This is a genomic window from Streptomyces sp. NPDC048639, assembly GCF_043199075.1.
In the GTDB taxonomy this organism is placed as follows: domain Bacteria; phylum Actinomycetota; class Actinomycetes; order Streptomycetales; family Streptomycetaceae; genus Streptomyces.
This window is the reverse complement of sequence record NZ_JBICVP010000005.1, coordinates 438,233-456,449: the sequence shown is the minus strand read 5'-3', so window position 1 is coordinate 456,449 and position 18,217 is coordinate 438,233. Positions and strand designations below refer to the sequence as shown.

At 70.7% G+C, this 18,217-nt stretch carries 13 protein-coding genes and 1 pseudogene; 4 read left to right on the top strand and 10 right to left on the bottom strand.

The window, feature by feature from the left end; all coding sequences use genetic code 11:
• The first annotated feature begins 50 nt into the window (after window positions 1-50).
• Window positions 51-1,148: a magnesium and cobalt transport protein CorA gene (locus tag ACGFNH_RS16830; RefSeq protein WP_393654497.1), complete on the top strand. Its 1,098-nt coding sequence runs from the start codon at window positions 51-53 to the stop codon at window positions 1,146-1,148.
• Between the two features lie 152 nt (window positions 1,149-1,300).
• Here ACGFNH_RS16830 and ACGFNH_RS16825 read toward each other — a convergent pair whose 3' ends face one another.
• Window positions 1,301-2,590: a cellulase-like family protein gene (locus ACGFNH_RS16825; protein WP_393654291.1), complete on the bottom strand. Its 1,290-nt coding sequence runs from the start codon at window positions 2,588-2,590 to the stop codon at window positions 1,301-1,303.
• A 244-nt stretch (window positions 2,591-2,834) separates the two neighbouring features.
• Here ACGFNH_RS16825 and ACGFNH_RS16820 point away from each other — a divergent pair.
• Window positions 2,835-3,275: pseudogene (locus ACGFNH_RS16820) on the top strand (DUF2264 domain-containing protein); the annotation flags it as partial.
• A 112-nt stretch (window positions 3,276-3,387) separates the two neighbouring features.
• On the opposite strand, the gene ACGFNH_RS16815 reads toward ACGFNH_RS16820, so the two are convergent.
• The 8 genes from ACGFNH_RS16815 to ACGFNH_RS16780 form a co-directional block, all read right to left on the bottom strand.
• A complete protein-coding gene (locus ACGFNH_RS16815) occupies window positions 3,388-4,335 on the bottom strand; it encodes a formylglycine-generating enzyme family protein (RefSeq protein ID WP_393654289.1) in 948 nt (315 codons plus the stop codon).
• Window positions 4,332-5,711 (bottom strand): sulfatase, encoded by a 1,380-nt coding sequence (locus ACGFNH_RS16810; protein WP_393654287.1) that lies wholly within the window; start codon window positions 5,709-5,711, stop codon window positions 4,332-4,334. The genes ACGFNH_RS16815 and ACGFNH_RS16810 overlap by 4 nt, the downstream gene beginning before the upstream one ends.
• A gap of 35 nt (window positions 5,712-5,746) precedes the next feature.
• Window positions 5,747-7,162 carry a glucoamylase family protein gene (locus ACGFNH_RS16805; protein WP_393654285.1) on the bottom strand — a complete coding sequence of 472 codons (1,416 nt, stop codon included), beginning with the start codon at window positions 7,160-7,162 and terminating at the stop codon, window positions 5,747-5,749.
• Between the two features lie 80 nt (window positions 7,163-7,242).
• Window positions 7,243-9,093: a glycoside hydrolase gene (locus ACGFNH_RS16800; RefSeq protein ID WP_393654283.1), complete on the bottom strand. Its 1,851-nt coding sequence runs from the start codon at window positions 9,091-9,093 to the stop codon at window positions 7,243-7,245.
• A gap of 168 nt (window positions 9,094-9,261) precedes the next feature.
• The gene (locus tag ACGFNH_RS16795) at window positions 9,262-10,167 is read right to left on the bottom strand and encodes a carbohydrate ABC transporter permease (RefSeq protein ID WP_393654281.1); all 906 of its coding nucleotides are present in this window, start codon (window positions 10,165-10,167) and stop codon (window positions 9,262-9,264) included.
• Window positions 10,164-11,201 carry a carbohydrate ABC transporter permease gene (locus tag ACGFNH_RS16790; protein ID WP_393654279.1) on the bottom strand — a complete coding sequence of 346 codons (1,038 nt, stop codon included), beginning with the start codon at window positions 11,199-11,201 and terminating at the stop codon, window positions 10,164-10,166. Before ACGFNH_RS16790 ends, ACGFNH_RS16795 begins: the two co-directional genes overlap by 4 nt.
• A gap of 4 nt (window positions 11,202-11,205) precedes the next feature.
• A complete protein-coding gene (locus ACGFNH_RS16785; protein ID WP_393654277.1) occupies window positions 11,206-12,453 on the bottom strand; it encodes a sugar ABC transporter substrate-binding protein in 1,248 nt (415 codons plus the stop codon).
• 351 nt (window positions 12,454-12,804) lie between these two features.
• A complete protein-coding gene (locus ACGFNH_RS16780; protein ID WP_393654275.1) occupies window positions 12,805-13,845 on the bottom strand; it encodes a LacI family DNA-binding transcriptional regulator in 1,041 nt (346 codons plus the stop codon).
• Between the two features lie 507 nt (window positions 13,846-14,352).
• On the opposite strand from ACGFNH_RS16780, the gene ACGFNH_RS16775 reads away from it, so the two are divergent.
• Window positions 14,353-16,173 carry an AMP-dependent synthetase/ligase gene (locus ACGFNH_RS16775; protein ID WP_393654273.1) on the top strand — a complete coding sequence of 607 codons (1,821 nt, stop codon included), beginning with the start codon at window positions 14,353-14,355 and terminating at the stop codon, window positions 16,171-16,173.
• A 132-nt stretch (window positions 16,174-16,305) separates the two neighbouring features.
• Here the strand turns inward: ACGFNH_RS16775 and ACGFNH_RS16770 are convergent, their stop codons facing one another.
• Window positions 16,306-17,439 carry a glutathione-independent formaldehyde dehydrogenase gene (locus ACGFNH_RS16770; RefSeq protein ID WP_393654272.1) on the bottom strand — a complete coding sequence of 378 codons (1,134 nt, stop codon included), beginning with the start codon at window positions 17,437-17,439 and terminating at the stop codon, window positions 16,306-16,308.
• A gap of 247 nt (window positions 17,440-17,686) precedes the next feature.
• Between ACGFNH_RS16770 and ACGFNH_RS16765 the strand changes: the two genes are divergently transcribed.
• A complete protein-coding gene (locus ACGFNH_RS16765) occupies window positions 17,687-17,878 on the top strand; it encodes a hypothetical protein (RefSeq protein WP_393654270.1) in 192 nt (63 codons plus the stop codon).
• Window positions 17,879-18,217: the final 339 nt, after the last annotated feature.

Sequence of the window (18,217 nt, the reverse complement as noted above, 5' to 3'; positions counted from 1 at the left end):
CGTGTTTGCGACACTGGCCGCTCAGCAGTGTGAGGAGCCCGCCCGTGTCAGTGATCAGCAATCTCCGCAGAGCGGTCCGTCTGCCGCACCGTCGCCGCAAGGTGGATCTCAGCCACCCGGCCCGGTCGCCGCTCGGAGACGCCGTGGTGAACTGCGTGGTCTACATCGACGGCATCCGGCAGAGCGGCCGGTGTCCGGCCGGGGACGCGATCGAGCAGGTGCGCAAGCACGGCAACGGCTTCGTCTGGATCGGTCTGCACGAGCCGGACCAGGAGGAATTCGCCGGTTTGGCCGAGCTGTTCGGGCTCCATCCGCTCGCCGTCGAGGACACCGTCGACGCCCACCAGCGCCCCAAGCTGGAGCCGTACGGCGACACGCTGTTCACCGTCCTGAAGACCGTCCGCTACGTCGAGCACGCAGAGTTGACGGCGACCAGCGAGGTCGTCGACACCGGCGAGATCATGGTCTTCACCGGCCCCGACTTCGTCATCACCGTCCGGCACGGGCGCCATGGCTCGCTGGGCCCGCTGCGCGAGGAACTCGAGGCCGTGCCCGACCAGTTGGCCAAGGGGCCCTCGGCCGTCCTGCACGCCATCGCCGACCATGTGGTGGACGACTATCTCGCCGTCGCCGACGCCATCCAGAACGACATCGACGACGTCGAGAGCGATGTCTTCGCCCGCCGCACGGGCGGCGCCGACACCGGCAGGATCTATCAGCTCAAGCGCGAACTCCTCGAACTCAAGCGGGCTGTCGCGCCCCTGGACCGCCCGCTGCAAGTGCTCGCCGAGCCGACGATGGGCCACAAGCTGCCGGGCATCGACCCGGGCATCCGTGCGTACTTCCGCGACGTCGCGGACCACTTGACCCGGGTGACCGAGCAGATAACCGGGTTCGACGACCTGCTCAACTCGATCCTGCAGGCCAACCTCGCCCAGGTGACGGTGGCCCAGAACGAGGACATGCGCAAGATGAGCGCCTGGCTGGCGATCATCGCGGTGCCCACCATGGCGTGCGGCGTCTACGGCATGAACTTCGACCACATGCCGGAACTGCGCTGGACGTACGGCTATCCGCTGGTTCTCGGTGTCATCGTGATCACTTGTTTCGGCATCCACCGGGGCTTCCGCAGGAACGGCTGGCTCTGACGCAATCCCCCCGGCGCGGCCGGTCGACCATGCGCACCGGGGACAGCTGTACGCACCGGAGGCAGCCGTACGCACCGGGCGCGGACAGGCGTGCGCACCGGGGCGCAGCCGTACGCAACGGGCGCGGACAGCCGTAGGGCCCACGGCGCGGCTCAGACTCCTGCGCCCCCCTCACTGAAGGCCGTCGTGCAGTCGAGCTGCAGCGTGATGTCGTCCCACATGGGGTGGTGCGGCGCTGCGTTGGAGCACACCACCGTCCCCCAGGCGCCCGCGCGGCGCGCCCGCGCCACCGCCAGCCGGCAGAACGCCGCACCCACCGGTCCCTCCTCGAAGGTGCCGTGCAACGGCGTGTAGCCGATCCAGCCCTCGCCGAACACCAGCGGGACGCCGGCGCCCGCCGCCCAGTCGGCCGCCGCGTCGATCCACAGCGCCAGCCGCGTCTCCATCTCCCCGCGGTGCAGCGCGTACCGGTCGTAGAGCCAGCGGTCCCACTTCTCCGGGTCGCACCAGTCGTGCGCGTACACCTCGCGCTGCTGCACCGTGGTGGCCGCGCGCCGCCAGCCGTCGGCCGAGCCGGGCGTCCAGTCGGCGAGGTCGGGGGCGCCGGGGCGGAGCAGCTCCCGGCGGATCTCCTGCTGCGGGAAGGGGCGGGAGGTGTCGCGCAGTGCGAAGGTGGTGATCAGTTCCTCCAGCACGCCGTAGACGTACGGGTGGAAGACGGCCACGTCGGCCGAGCGCGGGATGGCGTGCAGGGAACCGACGGGCACCTTGGCGTAGTTGACGGTGACCATCCGGCCGGGATGGCGCTCCTTGAACCGGGCGAGACCGCGCTCCAGACGCGGCCGCAGCGCGACGACCCGGTCCGCGTCCGGTGGCAGGCCCTCGGTCAGGCGGCTGCCCTGCACCTCGTTGTGCAGTTCGGTGAAGGCGATCCGGTCGTCGAGTCCATGGGCGGCCAGGAAGTCGACGAGGTCGGCGAGAGCGTCGGCCAGGGCCTCGGCGCGTCGCTCGGGCGGGATCGCGTACAGCGCCTCGTACCACGCGGGTCCTTCGGCGAAGGAGGGGCTCTGCTGGTACTCCCAACTGGACAGGATGACATGACAGTTGTGGCGCCGCGCGGACCCGAAGAGCGCGAGGAGCCGCTCGCGGCCGTCGAGTGCGGTCGTGCCGCGGACGTCGTACCAGCGGGTGCGCTGTCCGTACGCCCCGCCCAGCGGGCCCAGCGTGAGGCGCGAGGTGTCCAGCCCGGATCCGAAGAGGAGGTAGGGCATGGCGCAGATCCGGACGGTGTTGTAGCCGCGGGCGACGGCCTCGGCGAAGGCCCGGTCGAGGTCCTCGAACGGTTCGCCGGGGCCGGTACGGGTGTACCAGCTGAAGTCCCAGAGGGAGATGGTGAGCCGGTCGGGCAGATGGCCGGGTACGGGAGTCGGCTCGGTCGGCACGTGGGTCTCCTTCGGCGTCGGCGAGGGATGCGGCCGCCTCCAAGTATTCGTAGGAAACGCCCTCGTGGGCAGAGGGCGGCGCCGGGGTGCGGCGGCGTACGGAAGCAGCGTGCGGGTGCCGTCCCGCTCCGGGCCGCTTCCGTGCACCGAGGGGGCGATGTACTCTGCACGGACCGGGCTGTAAGCGCATACATCACTTACGCCCCACCACGAGTCGCCACTAGCCCGTGCCGGAGTCGTCGCCATGCCGGACCACCCCTACCCCTGGCCGCTTCCGCCCGAGGACCGTACGGCGAGCCCGTACACCGGATGGACCCGCGCGCACTGGGGGCCGCGGCGGACGGGCTGCTCGCCGCCGTGGAGCCGTATGCCTCGCCCGCCCGCGGGCTCATCACCCTCCCCGGCACGCACAGTTCGTCGGGGCGGCGCTCCGACGGCCTGGAGGGCTACGCCCGCACCTTCCTGCTCGCCGCCTTCCGCGTCGCCGGGGCCGGCGGCCGGGACCCGTACGGGGTGCTGGACCGCTATGCCGACGGTCTCGCCCGCCGGTACGCGCACGCCCGGGCGGGACGACGCCGAGTCCTGGCCCCGCCAGGCGGAGTGCGGTCAGGCGTGGGTGGAGTCCGCCTCCGTCGCGCTGGCTCTCCGGCTGACCCGGCCGTGGCTGTGGGACAGGCTGGACGACGGCGGTCCCTCCCGGCGCCCGCCCGCCCTCTCGCCCGCCCGGCCGGTGCGGGAGGCGAGGGGGTTCGGGAGGACTCGGGACGCGGGATGGGACGGGTGACCGGCCGGGCGGCTCAACGGGCGCAGCGAAAGCCGGTGTTGCCGCTCGAACTGTCCGGTGTGTTGCCCATACGGGCCGAGGTGCGGTAGCGGAAGCAGTACGAGTCGTGGCACAGGTGGGAGCCGCCGCGCAGCACCCGGGCCTTCCCCGCGGTCGGCCCCACGGGATTCACGGCGGGGCCGGGTGCGGCGCCGGCGGGAGGCGGGCCGAACCAGTCCGCGCACCACTCCCACACATTGCCGACCATGTTGAACAGCCCGTATCCGTTGGGCGGGAAGGCGTCGACGGGGCAGGTCCCGGCGAAGCCGTCGGCGGCGGTGTTGCGGGCCGGGAAGTCGCCCCGCCAGATGTTCATCCGGTAGGCGCCCCCGGGTTCGGGCTCGTCACCCCACGGATAGGGCTTGCCGACGAGCCCGCCGCGCGCCGCGTACTCCCACTCGGCCTCCGTCGGCAGCCGGGCGTCCGCCCACGCGCAGTACGCGAGCGCGTCCGCGTGCGAGACGTGCACGACCGGGTGGTCCGAGCGGCCCGCCAGGGTGGACTGCGGGCCCTCCGGGTGGCGCCAGCAGGCGCCGTAGACCTGCCGCCACCAGGGCGTGGCCGCCGCAGCCCGGGTCGCCGGGAAGTCGTCCGGCAGGAAGCCCCCGAAGACGAACGACCAGCCGAAGTGCTGGGCGTCCGTGGTGTACGCCGTGGCGTCCACGAAGGCGGCGAACTCGCGGTTGGTGACGGCGGTCGCGCCCAGCCGGAAGGGGGCGAGCGTCACCCGGCGCACGGGGCCCTCGCCGTCCTGCGGGTACGGGCTTCTCTCGCAGCCCATGGTGAAGGTCCCGCCCGGCAGCCGGCGCCAGCCGCCGGAGGGTTCGGCGCGCATCGTGGACGGCTCGGTGGCGGTGGGGCCCCGTGCCGGCGCGGGCGCTCCCGGGCGGCCCGGCGGGCAGCAGGCCGGTTCGGTGCTCATCGCGGACCCCCGGCGGTGTCGCGGTACTGGACCTGCAGCAGCGTGAGTTGTTCGGTGAGACTCCCGACGACCGACGCGTACGCCGGGTCGTCGTAGCGGTTGTGCAACTCCTCCGGATCGCGCTCCAGATCGAACAGCTCCCACTCCGGTTCGCGGGTCTCCGGCGAGGCCCCGACCTGGCCCGAGCCGTGTCCCGGGTAGTGGATCAGCTTGTGGGTGCGGGTGCGGATGCCGTAGCTGGCCTGGACGTTGTGGGAGACGTCCAGATGCTCGAAGTAGCGGTAGTAGACCGACTGCCGCCAATCCGCGGGCCGTTCGCCGCGCAGCAGCGGCAGCAGGCTCCGCCCCTGCATGCGCTCGTGCGGCGCGACCCCCGCGAGGTCGAGCACGGTCTGCGCGAAGTCGACGTTGGCGACGAGCTCGTCGCAGGACGAGCCGGGCTCGACGACACCGGGCCAGCGCACGATCAACGGGATGCGCAGCGACGGCTCGTACATGAACCGCTTGTCGAACCAGCCGTGTTCGCCGAGGTAGAAGCCGTGGTCGGAGGTGTAGACGACGGCGGTGCTCCCCGCGAGCCCGCTCACGTCGAGGTAGTGCAGCAGCCGGCCGACGTTCTCGTCCAGCCCGGCGACCACCCTCAGGTACTCCTTGATGTAGCGCTGGTAGCGCCACTCCCGCTCCTCGCGCTCCGGCAGCCCCTCGGGGACCGGCTCCTTGAGGTCGAACGTCTGGAGATCGGACATCCGCATCCGCGCCTCGGAGGCCGCGCGCGAGCGCCCCGCGTAGTCGTCGTGCAGCGTCGCGGGTACGGGGATGTCCTCATGCGCGTACAGGTTCCGGTGGCGCATCGCAGGCTCGAACGCCCGGTGCGGGGCCTTGTGCTGGATGAGCAGCGCGAAGGGCCGGTCCGGGTCGCGCTCGTCCAGCCAGCCCAGGGCCAGATCGGTGATGATGTCGGTGACGTGGCCGGCGTACCGCCGTTCGCCGTCGGCGGTCAGGAACACCGGGTCGTGGTAGACCCCGTGCTCCGGGAGGATCTCCCAGTGGTCGAAGCCCTGCGGGTCGCTCGTCCCGCCGTGCCCCAGATGCCACTTGCCGACGATCGCCGTCCGGTAGCCCGCCTGCCTGAGCATTTCCGGGAACGCGGGCTGGCGCGCGTCGAATTTCTGCCCCGGCTGCTCCAGCGTTGTCATCCCGTGGATGTGGCTGTAGGCGCCGGTGAGCAGCGTGGCACGGGCGGGGGAGCAGATGGAGTTGGTGCAGAAGGCGCTGTCGAACCGCATGCCCTCGGCCGCCAGGCGGTCGACCGCCGGAGTCCGGTTGATCACGCTGCCGTACGCCCCGATGGCCGGTGTCGCGTGGTCGTCGGTCATCAGCACGATGATGCCGGGGCGCCCGCCCGGCCCGGTCACAGCCCGAAGTCCTCTCGTTCGAGCAAGGGGCGGACGCGACGGGCGAAACCGCCGGTGCGGAACGGCCGTTGGAGCAGCCCGGGCCTGAGCACCTGCGCCAGGGCGGCGACGATCATCCCCTGGTCGAGCGCCAGCATGGCGTCGCTGACGCGGCCCGTCCGGACGTCGACCGCGTCCCGGAAGCCCAGCCCGTCGTCGTACGCGCCGAAGTCACGGGCCGTCTTCCGCAGATTCGCGATCGCCCTGTCGCGGGCGAACGGCATGGCGAGGAAGGAGGCGTGCGGGGTGACGACGCCCTTGGAGGTGTAGCCCTCGACCTGCATGCCGATCGCGTCGACGCCGTACTCGCTGTACCCGCCGGCCGGGATGCTCGCGGGAGAGAAGCCCCAGTAGCCGTAGTTCTCCTCCTCCAGCCCGTGCTCGATGTGACTGAGCACGTGGCGGCGGTGGTTGAGGCCCCAGGCGCCGGGGGACCACGCCGCCTCGGGGACGAAGAGCGGCACCATCAGCGCCTCGAACATCGAGCCGCCCCAGGAGGGCACCAGCTTCCGCCCGCGGTAGGTGTAGTGGCCGCGCCAGACCCGCACCCCGTCGACCGTGGCCCACTCGCCCTCCGGCATCTGCTCCTGCTCCCACTCGGGAAGCATGGTGCGGAAGGTGTGCCAGTAGTGCTCGGACGGAAGGGAGCCGTCGCCGATGCCCAGGTAACTGGCCATACGGGGCTCGGTGTTGAGAGCGCCGTACCAGTGCGAGGTGAAGGTGTCGTCGTCCGTCCAGTAGCCACCGTGGAGCTGGCCGGGATGGGCCGCGGGGTCGTCGGCGTCGTACGGGGTGTAGTAGAAGGACCAGTCGGTGCCGGCCAGCAGGCGCCCCACCCGGGAGCGCAGGGCGGGGTCGGCGTCGGCCGCGATGCGCAGTCCCGTGACCAGCCAGGCGTTGTCCACGGAGGACAGGAACGGCCGGACCGGATCGCCGTTCTCCGGCCAGGTGGTGAGGACTTCGCCGGTGTGGGCGTCGTACCAGTTGAACCAGAAGCCGTGCGCCCGCTCCAGCTTCTCGACCGCCGTCAGCGCCCGGTCCAGTTTCCGGTGCATGTCGGCGCGGCCGATCACCCCGAGCCCGGCGGCCGCGACCGTCGACCACAGCCCGCAACCGATGTTGGTCGGCGAGGTGTTGACCGAGGGGACCGGCGCGCCGCCGCTGACATCGATCTTGTCGGCGGCCAGACCGATGCCCGTGGTCATGGCCTCCATCGAACGGTAGGTGTCGCGGAACCAGCGGTGCAGCAGAGCCGTGGTCGAGCCGCCGGGCGCGGCGGCGGGGGTCGCCGGCCCGGCCATGGCGGCGGGAGCGCCCAGGGCGAGCGCCGCGGACGCGCCCGCTCCCGCGGCGAGGAAGGTACGGCGTTCCATGGCGTCCAACTCCGTTCGTAGGGAGGGAAATCCGGGGTGACTCGGGGTGCGGTGCGGAGCACCGGCGGGGGTGGGGCGGCTCAGGTACGGATCAGGCGCAGGGAGCGGATGCCGGGCATCGGCAGGTCGACGGAGAGCGACGCGGTGCCGTCGGCGCCCGTTGTGACCGGGGCGAGGGACTCCTCGGAGAGCCGGTCGGCGGCGCGCAGCTTCGCCCACTGCTGCGCGTCCGGCCAGTCGCCCCCGCCCAGGTCGTCCCAGACCGCCTTGATATTGCTGTGGTGCGCGTCGACGCGGTACAGCGTGACCGCGTACGAGGCGCCCGGCTCCAGGCCGCCCACCTCCACCGCCGCGGTACGGTCCAGCGCCGGGGCGCCGTCGATCCTGGTCTGGTCGAGGGTGCCGTTCCACACCAGCACGTCGACCTGCGCGCCGTCCTCCGTACGGGTCGCCAGCGCCTGGGTGAGCGCCTCCGCACCGTCTCCGGTGACGCTTGCCGGCACCCGGCCGCCGGCCAGTGCGGAGAGCAGGGACAGCGCCCAGAAACGCGGCTTGCGCAGATTGCCGACGGTCAGCAGGCCGAAGCCGCCGTGGAAGAGCTTCGGCGGCCAGCCCAGCTCCTCGAAGTGGTCACTGGCGACCCAGTAGGCGAGCGCGTCGGTTGACGCCAGCGCCGCCTTCATACCGCGCAGCACGAACGGCGCGGAGAAGACGGAGTCGCTGACCCGGTGGAAGTGCGTGGGCGTCACGCCCCACTCGGTCCACAGGATCTCCGGCTCGGGCCGGCCCGTGGCCTCGGCGAACGAGCGGGTCTGCGGCCGGAAGTCCAGCGGGGCGTTGCCGTAGGTGTGGGTGGAGACGAAGTCGATCGGCACATCGTTCTCGCGGCAGAACTCCAGCAGCGGACCGACCCAACCGGCGGCCGCCGAGCTCGGTCCGCCGACCGGGATACGGGCGTCGACGTCCTTGATGGCGCGGACGGCCACCTCGTAGAGGCGGTGGTAGTCGGCCTGCGTGCCGGTCCAGAACACCTCCAGATTCGCCTCGTTCCAGACCTCGAACTCCCAGCTCGCGACCTCGTCTGCGCCGTAGCGCTCCCGCAGGTGCACCGTCAGCGCGCGGCAGAGGTCGCCCCACCGGTCCCAGTCCGCGGGGACGGAGTTGACGGCGGCGTACTGGAAGACGGTGGAGTCCGGGTGCGCGGCCAGCTCCCGCGGCATGAAGGACAGTTCGACGACGGGCTTGAGCCCGGTCGCCAGGAAGCGGTCGTAGACCTCGTCCAGGCCGGAGAAGTCGAAGGAACCGTCCTCGCGCACGGTGACGTTCTCGGGGAGGAACGTGCCGTGGGCGCGGACCGTGCGAACGCCGATCTCGTCCCGCATGATGCCCAGCGCCTCGCCGTACTCGGCGGCCACGTCGGCGCCGCCGGGGCCGTCCTTGTCCCAGACGAGGAGCGAGAAGTGCTCGGCGCCGATCATGCGGTTCCAGACGCCGGGCAGCGGGGCGGGAGCCGCGGCGGCGTCGACCGTGACGGTGACGCGGGCGGGCTCGGCCCCCCGGGCCCGGGCGCAGCCGGGGACGGCAGCACCGGTGAGCGGGCCGGGGCCGGCGTCCGTCCAGGAGGCGACCTTGTACCAGTAGCCGCGACCGGCCTCGACCAAGGAGTCGGCGTACGGCGGGTGGGGAACGGCCAGCACGTCACCGCCCTGGTGGTCCAGCGGTTCGAAGGGGCCGTCGACGGACTGCGCGCGGTACACGAGATAGCCCAGGGCGCCCTCGACCGGCTCCCAGTCCAGCAGCACGTGGCCGGTGCCGTCCTCGGAGCGCAGCCCGGCGGGGGCCGGCAGATCGGCCGTGCCCACCAGCGGCTGGTCGCTGGGGATGCCGATCCGCTGCTCCCAGTCGAGCCGGGCGGCGTTCGTGTCGGTCATGGTCCACCTTTCATGGATGCGCATACATGACGTGCGTACGGCAGGGCGTCCGCGTCGGGTCGTCGGGTCTTCGGGTCGCCAGGTTCTCGGTCGGTCGTGGGGCCGTCGGGGGAGGGCCGGGGCCGGACCCGGCGGGGAGGCCGCCCGCGAAGTCCGGCCCCAGCCCGGCTACTTCAGGCCCGCGGTCGCGATGCCCTGGGTGAAGTAGCGCTGGAGAACGACGAAGACCAGCAGGACCGGCAGCACCACGAGGAACGCGCCGGCCATCAGGACACCGTTGGAACCGTTGGCCTTGGTCGGGTCGATCGCGAAGGTGGCGAGGGCCACCGGGAGCGTGTACTTGTCGGGGTCGTTGGTCGCGACCAACGGCCAGAGGAAGTTGTTCCAGGAGCCGAGGAAGACGAAGATCGCAAGCGTCGCGAGAGCGGGTTTCACCAGCGGCAGGACGATGCGCCAGAAGATGAACCACTCGCGTGCGCCGTCGATGCGGGCCGCCTCCAGCAGCTCGTCCGGTATGGACGACATGAACTGCCGCATCAGGAACACCCCGAACGCCCCGGCCGCGAACGGCAGGACGAGCGCCGCGTACGAGTCGATCAGCCGCATCTTGCTCATCATCACGAACATGGGGAGGAGCATGAGATTCCCCGGCACCATCAGCGCGCCCAGCACGAGCGCGAACACCGGCCGTTTGCCGATGAAGTTCAGCTTGGCCAGCGCGTAGCCGAGCATCGAGCAGAACAGCAGATTGCACGCCGTGACGACGACCGCGACCAGCAGCGAATTGAAGAAGTACTGCGGGATGTCCAGCAGTTCGATCAGCTTGCGGAAGTTCGCCAGCGTCCACTCACTGGGAATCCACGCCGGCGGGGAGGCCCCCAGTTCGCGATCGGTCTTGAAGGCCGACAGGGCCATCCACAGGAACGGCGCGACCATCACCAGCATGCCCAGGCTCAGCAGGGTGTACGTGAGGACCTTCCGCGCGCGGGGGCGGCTCCGGCGGTCGCGGGGCGCCGGCCCGCCGGCTTCGGACGGGCCTCCGGGCGCTTCTGTGCGGATCTCGGTGGTACTCATCGCGTCTTGTCCTTGAGCAGGCGGAGCTGGAGCAGCGTGACGGCGAGGACGATCACGAACAGGACGTACGCCATGGCGCTGGCGTAGCCCATGTGGAAGAAGTCGAAGCCCTCCTTGTACATGTGCAGCGAGATCGTCAGCGTGCTGTTGTCCGGGCCGCCGTCGGTCATCACGAACGGTTCCTCGAAGACATTGAGGAAGCCGATGGTGGTCATCACCGCGACGTACAGCAGGGTCGGGCGCAGCAGTGGCACCGTGATCCGCCGGAACTCCTGGAAGGCTCCCGCCCCGTCGATGCGCGCCGCCTCCCGGACCTCGGTCGGGATCGACTGGAGTCCGGCGAGGAACAGCACCATCGCGGTGCCCAGGTTCCGCCAGACCGCCATCACGACCAGCGAGGGCATGGCGAGGATCTCGGAGTCCAGGAAGTTGGGGCTGGTGAGCCCGACCTGGGAGGCGAGCCCGGCGATCAGGCCCTCCGAAGGATCGAGGACGAACCGCCAGATGACGGCGACCGCGACGATGGCCGTGACCACGGGCGCGTAGAAACCGACACGGAAGAAGGTACGCATCCGGTCGATTCCGGAATTCAGCAGCACCGCCGCGAACAGGCCGCCGCCGATCGTCAGCGGCACCCCGAGCACCACGAAGTAGACCGTGTTGAACAGGGCGCGGACGAACTCCTCGTCCTCGGCCAGCCTGCTGTAGTTCTCCAGGCCGATGAATTCCGCCGACAGGGGATCGGTGACGTTCCGCAGATTGAAGTCGGTGAAGCTCATCAGCAGCGTCGCCACGATGGGGAACGCCATGAAGGTGAGGAAGAGCGACACGAACGGTGCGGAGTAGAGCCAGCCGGCCAGGTTCTGGGTGGAGAGGCGGTCCCGGCGGCGCGGGGACTTCTCCCTGCCGTTTCCCTTCTCCGCGTCCCGGCGCCCGGCCTCCGCTTCCGTCCCGCTTCCGTTTCCGGCCGGGGGCCGGCTCCCGGCCGGCGGCGGATCGGGGGCGGCGCCGGGCTTCGCGGCGGTGGTGCTCATCGGCTCAGTCCACCAGGCCCTCGGTGGCCTTCTGCAGTTGCCCGGCCGTCGCGGCCGGGTCGGCGCCCCGTGCGATCTTGCCGAGGGCGTCGTCCATCTTGACGGAGATCTCGTTCCACTTCGCCAGGGGCGGGACTTCCTGGGCATGGTCGAGGGACTTCCGGAAGACCTGGAGCGAGTCGTCGCCGCTCTTGAGGGCGGGCTGCTCCCAGGCGGCCTTGACTGCGGGCAGCGACTTGGACGCCTTGTACCAGTCGGCCTGCTTTTCCGGGCCGGTCAGGAACTTCGTGAATTCCGCGGCGGCGGCCTTGTGCTCACTGTCCTTGAACGTCACCAGGGATGAGCCGCCGATGAACGAGCTGGAGTTCTTGTCGGCGGGCAGTTCCGCGACCTTCCACTTCCCCTTGAGCTGCGGTTGCTGGTCGTTGATGTTCTGCACGATCCAGGGGCCGGAGGGGAACATCGGCACCTTGCCGGAACCGAAGTCCTTGACCACGTCGTAGCCGGGGGTGAAGTTCTTCTTGGTGAGGCCCTCGCCGAAGTAGTGGGCGTATTCGGCGAGCGCCTTCACGGACTCGGGGGAGTCCAGGGCGGGCTTCCCGTCCTTGTCCAGAACGGAGCCGCCCGCGGAGTAGAGGAACGGCAGCCAGTTCTGCCAGGCGCCCGTACCACCGGCCTGGAGGCTGAGGCCGTAGGTGCTGCCGGCCTTGTCGTGATAGCGGCCGGCCAGGGCGCGCATGTCCTTCCAGGTGGCCGGGGCGCCCTTGACGCCCGCCTTCTTCGCCAGGTCGGTGCGGTAGTAGAGGGCCCGCGTGTCGACGTACCAGGGGACGCCGTACGCGGTGCCGTCCTTGACGTTGCCGTCCCAGGCCGCGGGGAAGAAGTCGGCCTTGTCGAAGGTGCCGGTGTCCACCGGCTCCAGGGTGTCGAGGTCGATGAACTCGCCCATGAGGGTCGAGCCCATCTGTGCCATGTCCGGGAGGTTCCCGGCGGCGGCCGCCGAGACCAGCTTCTGGTGGACGACGTCCCAGCCGACCGGGGTCACCTTGACCTTGATGTTGGGGTGCTTCTTGGTGAACTCGTCGGCGACGGTCTGGAGCCGCTTGCCCTCCTCGCCCATGCCCCACACGGTGAGCGTCTGCTTGGCGTCCGCCTTGGCCTGGTCGCCTCCGCCGCTGCCGCACGCGGACGTCAGGCCGAGCGCCGACACCATGGTCATGGCGATGGTGACGGACTTGGCAGTGCGTGTCATGCGGCCCCTCCTCGAGTTCATGTATGCGCTGCCTGTAAGCGCATACATGGCCCTGCAACACCCCGTCGGCGGGCTCAAGGGGCCGGACGATAACGCTTCCGTAAACCCCGGAGGGTTCGCCGGCCCGTACGCGTCCATGGGCGCGTACGCCTCGAGACCGCCGTCGTGACCCGGCAGCGGTCACTGCCGTGACCTGGCAGCGGCCACCACCGTCGTCATCGGAGGCGGGCGCCGCCGTGGCACCGGAGGCCACCCGCGGCCCGGGCCCTCCCGGAGACCCACCGCCACCGCATCCGCCCACCGCGACCGCCTCCGACCGGCACGGTCCTGCCGGCCGTACCGCCGCCGTCCTTACCCGCAGCCGCAGCTCGCGCGCCGTGTCACCGTCACCGGCAGCAGCCGTGCCGCCGGTGCCCGGTCCCGGTCGCGGATCCTGGCCACCAGGAGCTGCGCGGCCTCCTCGCCGAGCCGGCCCATCGGCTGCCGTACGGTCGTCAGCGTCGGTCGGACCAGCCGGCTGAGCGGGATCCCGTCGAAGCCCGTCACCGCCATCCCGTCCGGGACGGCGATGCCGCGCCCCTCCAGGGCGTGCAGCGCACCCACCGCCATCTGGTCGTTGGCCAGCAGGATGCCCTGCGGGCGCTCCCCGTCCCGGTCCAGCAGCTCGGCGACGGCCTTGCGTCCCGCCGACTGCGTCAGATCCCCGCGCATGTCGGGGAGCTCCGGCAGGGGCAGTCCGGCTTCGAGGTGAGCGGCCTGGAAACCGCGGAAGCGTGCCTCGCCGTCCGGAGAGTCCGGGGGACCGCCGACGAAGGCGAGGCGGCGCAGACCGTGGTCCACGATCAGGTGCCGGGTGAGTTCGAGCTGACCGTCGAAGTTGGCCACTTCGATGTGGTCGTGGTCGTCATTCCGTTGTCCCGCGAGCATCACGACGGGCAGCCGCCGCGACACGACCTCGAGGTCCTCGCCCGGCACAGTCTGCGCCAGTACGGCGAGGCCGTCCACCCGCCCGGCGACCTCCGCGAGCTGCTCGCCCGCGCGGTCGGCGTGCGAGGCGGAGATCAGCAGTGCGTACCCGTGCCGCCGGGCGGCCCGCTCCATGCCGCGGATGACCTCGTCGGAGTAGAGCATCAGCTCCGCGTCGTCGGCGTCCGGGGCGTCCTCGGCCTCCGTGTCGTGGAAGTCGGGAAAGCACAGACCCAGGACGCCGGTGGTACGGCTGGCCAGACCGCGGGCGCTGCCGCTCGGCAGATAACCGAGCTCGCGGGCGGCGGCGAGCACCCGGTCGCGGGTGGCGGCACGCACGGAATCGGGGTTGCGGTAGACACGTGAGACCGTCGCGATGGACACGCCCGCCCGTTCGGCGACGTCGTACACCGTGGGAGTGCTCATCCGGCAGCCTCGTCTCTTCTGGTTCCCCCCGGCGGTCAGCGCGCTTCCTCGCCCGCCGTGACCTGCCCTGAAAGCGCATTCAGCCTACGGTCGGGCGGGGGCGGCGGGCAAGGGTGGCCGCGGTGGCCACCGATCGACGCGGCTCCTTCGCCGGGGCCCTTCACATGGGCCGTCGCACCGTGCCGCCCCGCCGCCCGTCCGTCTCCCCGGAGGCGGGAGCTTCGCGCCGGTGCCGCGGGCGCGGGATTCCGTTTCGTGGCGTGAACCGTCCACCGGGCGCCGGTGCGTGGAGATTTCGCGCCGGGGGACGCGCGGCTTTCGCGCCGCATTCGCGCCGCTCGGGGCCAACTCGGGTCCCGTACGGGCGGTTTCGCCCCGTCACTGTGCGACAGCGGGAAACACAATTCCGCAACAGACCACGACTACGCGCTGCAGCGCTTTCATCACACCCGTCCACACGCTAGCGTGCACGTCCCCCGGGCTCCCAGTCCCACAAGGAGCATGCGCGTGCGCGAGTTCACCACGCCTGCCATGGCCACGACACCCCACGTCGGTGGCTTGGCCGACACCGTCTTCGACCATGCCGCGGAGGCCCCCGGCAGGGCGGCGCTCGGTCGGAAGGTGGACGGTCGGTGGACGGATGTGTCGGCGGCCGAGTTCCGGGATCAAGTGGTGGCCCTGGCCAAGGGATTGATCGCGGACGGCATCCGGTTCGGCGACCGGGTGGCCATCATGTCCCGCACCCGCTACGAGTGGACGCTCTTCGACTACGCGCTGTGGAGCATCGGCGCCCAGCCGGTCCCCATCTACCCCACCTCCTCCGCCCAGCAGGTCGCCTGGATCCTGCTCGACACGGTCTGCGTCGCCATCGTCGTCGAGGACGAGGACCATGCGATGACTCTCGGCTCGGTGATCGACCGGGTCCCCGCGCTCACCCGCGTCTGGCAACTCGACACCGGGATCGTCGAGAAGCTGGTCGGCGAGGGCGAGCGCATCCCCGACAGCATGGTGCACCGGCAGCGGCTCGCGGTCACCCCCGGCTCGGTGGCCACAGTCATCTACACCTCCGGCACGACCGGTTCACCCCGGGGCTGTGTGCTCACCCACGCCAACTTCATGGCCGTCTCCGACAGCCTCATCGCACGCTGGAGCCCGGTCTTCGCGCCCGAAGGGGTCCAGGCGTCGACCCTGCTCTTCCTTCCGCTCGCCCATGTCTTCGGCCGCATGGTCGAGGTCGCCGCGATACGGGCCTGGGCGCAGCTCGGGCATCAGCCGGAGATGACGGCGGAGGCGCTCGTCGAGGACTTCGCCGGCTTCCGGCCCACGTTCCTCCTCGCCGTGCCCCAGGTCTTCGAGAGGTTCTTCAACGCAGGCCGGAACAAGGCCGAGGCGGAGGGGAACGCCTCGGTCTTCGACAAGGCCGTGGACGTGGCGGTCCGCTTCGCCGAGGCCCAGGAGCGGCGGGCGTTCGACACCGGCCCCGGGCCGTCCGCTTCGCTGCGCGTCCAGCACCGCTTCTTCGACAAGTTCGTCTACAGCAAGGTCCGCGAGGCCCTCGGCGGCAAGGTGCGCAACGCGGTCAGCGGCGGCTCGACCATGGGGCGCCGCCTCGGGCTGTTCTACGCGGGCGCCGGACTGACGATCTACGAGGGGTACGGCCTCACCGAGTGCTCCTCGGCCGCGAGTTGCAATCCGCCGGGCAAGGTCCGCTTCGGCACAGTCGGCCCGCCCATCCCCGGTACGTCCATCCGGATCACCGACGACGGGGAGATCCTCGTACGCGGCGGACCGGTCTTCGCCGAGTACCAGAACGACCCCGAGGGCTCGGCCGCCGTCCTGCGGGACGGCTGGATGGCCACCGGCGACATCGGGACGTTCGACGCCGACGGCTACCTCACCATCACCGGCCGGAAGAAGGAGATCATCATCACCGCCGGGGGTGTGAACGTCTCACCCCCGCAGCTCGAACAGCGCGTCCGCGAGCACCCGTTGATCGAGCACTGCATACTCGTCGGCAACAACAGGCCGTTCGTGGCCGCGCTGGTGACGCTCGACCACGAAGCGGTCAAGCACTGGCTGGCGCTGCGCGGCAAGCCGCCGCTGGACGCCTGGGATCCGGTCGGGGACAGCGACCTGGAGACGGAGATCCGCAGAGCGGTGACCGCCGCCAACACCCTGGTCTCGAAGGCGGAGTCGATCCGGGCTTTCCGGGTGCTGTCCGCCTCCTTCACCGAGGAGGCGGGCCTGGTGACACCGTCGCGCAAACTCCGCCGCGGCCGGATCGAGGAGGTCTTCGCCCCCGAGATCGACGCGCTGTACGGCCAGTGACGACCGTACGAGGATCGCCGTCCGGTGTCCTCGGCGGGGCCTCTCCCGGGTGGGGCGGACCGGTGCACAGGGGTGTGGTGAGGGGCGCTCGGCCCCTCACCACACGGCGTGCGCGGCGCAGACCCTGGCGGGTCACGGGTGCAGGATCACCTTCGTGTAGCCCTCGACCCGCTTGTCGAACTTCTCGTACGCCGACGGAGCCTGGTCCAGGGGCAGTTCGTGGGAGACGACGAAGCTGGGCTTCGCCCTGCCCTCGATGATCATGTCCCGCAGGTACCGGTTGTACCTCTTCACGTTGCACTGCCCGGTGCCCAGCCGCAGGCCCTTCTCGAAGAGCTTGCCGATGGAGACCAGGAGCATGCCCTTCTTGGAGCTCTCGTCCGGGCCTCCGGGGTCGGCCGGGACGTAGAGACCGGGGATACCCAGCGCTCCGGTCGGCCGTACCGTCCCGATGAGGGAGTTGAGTACGGTCGCGGGCTCCTCGCGTTCGGAGCCGTGCGCCATCGCCTGGTACCCGACCGCGTCCACGCCCTTGTCGGTGCCGACGCCCTCGGTCCCGTCCTTGATCTGCTCCACCGGGTCGCCCTCGGCGAAGTTGATCGGAGTGGCGCCGATCTCCCGTGCCTTCTCCAGCCGTTCGGGGACCCGGTCCACCACGAACACCTTCTTCGCGCCGCGCAGCAGCGCCGAGTAGGCGGCCATCAGCCCGACGGGCCCACCGCCGTACACCGCGACGCTCTCGCCCGGGCGCACCTGGGCGAGTTCGCAGCCGTGGTAGCCGGTCGGGAAGATGTCGGCCAGCAGCATGAAGTCGGTTTCGTGTGCGTTCCCCGCCGGAAGCTTCAAGCAGTTGAAGTCGGCATAGGGAACGCGGAGGTATTCGGCCTGACCGCCGGGCCAGGGGCCCATGGCGACATAGCCGTAAGCGCCGCCCGCAAAGCCGGGATTGACGGTCTGACAGAATCCGGTGAATCCCTCGACGCAGTTGGTGCAGAATCCGCACGCGACGTTGAAGGGCATGACCACGCGGTCGCCCTTCTTGAGTGCGGTGACACCCTCGCCGATTTCCTCGATGATGCCCATGTTCTCGTGGCCGAAGACGATTCCCGGTTCGGCTGCCGTACGGCCCTCGTACATGTGCAGGTCGGAGCCGCAGATCGCGGTGGAGGTGACCCGTACGATCACATCGTTCGGGTGCTGGATCCGAGGCTTCTCGACATCTTCGACCGCCACGCTGAACGGTCCCTTGTAAACGACGGCCTTCATTGGATACCACCTCCGCTTGGCGATGCACTGTTTTTGCTGCCCGCGGTGAACGGCAGGGTCGGTCGAATACGGCCCTTGCGGGGCACACATGCGCGAGGCGGCACGAGCCGCTCCATCCGCGTGACCTATCTCTCATGATTCCTCCGGGGGGAGAATCAGACAACCCCGGTAAAGTCGGCAGGAATATTCGCTCGCGCATGTCTCGGTATGCAGAGATTGCAGAGAATTCGGTGAAGGAGGACGAGAAGTGGCACAGCGCCTCGGGACCCTGCTCGTCCCGGTGCCCGGCCTGTCCGGCACCACCTACCCGCCCGGGACCACGGTGACCATCCGCGGCCGCGGGGCGACGGTCGACGCCTTCATCAACGGCGACTGGCTCCCCTTGGCCTGGTGGGAGTTCTCCGACGGCCTCCGCGAGGACATCGCCGCGGACCGCTGATCGCTCCGTACGGTCGCCGAAGCCCCCTCGCGGCCATCGCCCCGCGTGACTTCTCCCCTACGCAGTGTCCGGCCGGCAGCGCGGGCACCACACCGTGGCGCGCCCGTTGAGCCGGTCCCGGTCAGCGGACCGTGACAGCGCGGACACACCGGATCGCGATCGTCGCGCCGGCCCGTGAGCCAGGACTTCCGCGGCGGTACGCACCCCGCTCGCACCGCTGACCGCAGCGTCCGTCGCATCTCGGTGTTCAGCCTCCGGTACGCGTCCTCGCTCAGCCGGTCCGCCCGGTGCCACGGATGCGCAGGCCCACGCGCGCGATTGCGTCCGTGAACGCGTCTG

Coding starts and splice junctions, on each gene's coding strand:
- ACGFNH_RS16815 (WP_393654289.1), bottom strand. CDS start 4,335: ATGAGCACCGAACCGGCCTGCTGCCCGCCGGGCCGCCCGGGAGCGCCC.
- ACGFNH_RS16810 (WP_393654287.1), bottom strand. CDS start 5,711: ATGACCGACGACCACGCGACACCGGCCATCGGGGCGTACGGCAGCGTG.
- ACGFNH_RS16805 (WP_393654285.1), bottom strand. CDS start 7,162: ATGGAACGCCGTACCTTCCTCGCCGCGGGAGCGGGCGCGTCCGCGGCG.
- ACGFNH_RS16800 (WP_393654283.1), bottom strand. CDS start 9,093: ATGACCGACACGAACGCCGCCCGGCTCGACTGGGAGCAGCGGATCGGC.
- ACGFNH_RS16795 (WP_393654281.1), bottom strand. CDS start 10,167: ATGAGTACCACCGAGATCCGCACAGAAGCGCCCGGAGGCCCGTCCGAA.
- ACGFNH_RS16790 (WP_393654279.1), bottom strand. CDS start 11,201: ATGAGCACCACCGCCGCGAAGCCCGGCGCCGCCCCCGATCCGCCGCCG.
- ACGFNH_RS16785 (WP_393654277.1), bottom strand. CDS start 12,453: ATGACACGCACTGCCAAGTCCGTCACCATCGCCATGACCATGGTGTCG.
- ACGFNH_RS16780 (WP_393654275.1), bottom strand. CDS start 13,845: ATGAGCACTCCCACGGTGTACGACGTCGCCGAACGGGCGGGCGTGTCC.
- ACGFNH_RS16770 (WP_393654272.1), bottom strand. CDS start 17,439: ATGAAGGCCGTCGTTTACAAGGGACCGTTCAGCGTGGCGGTCGAAGAT.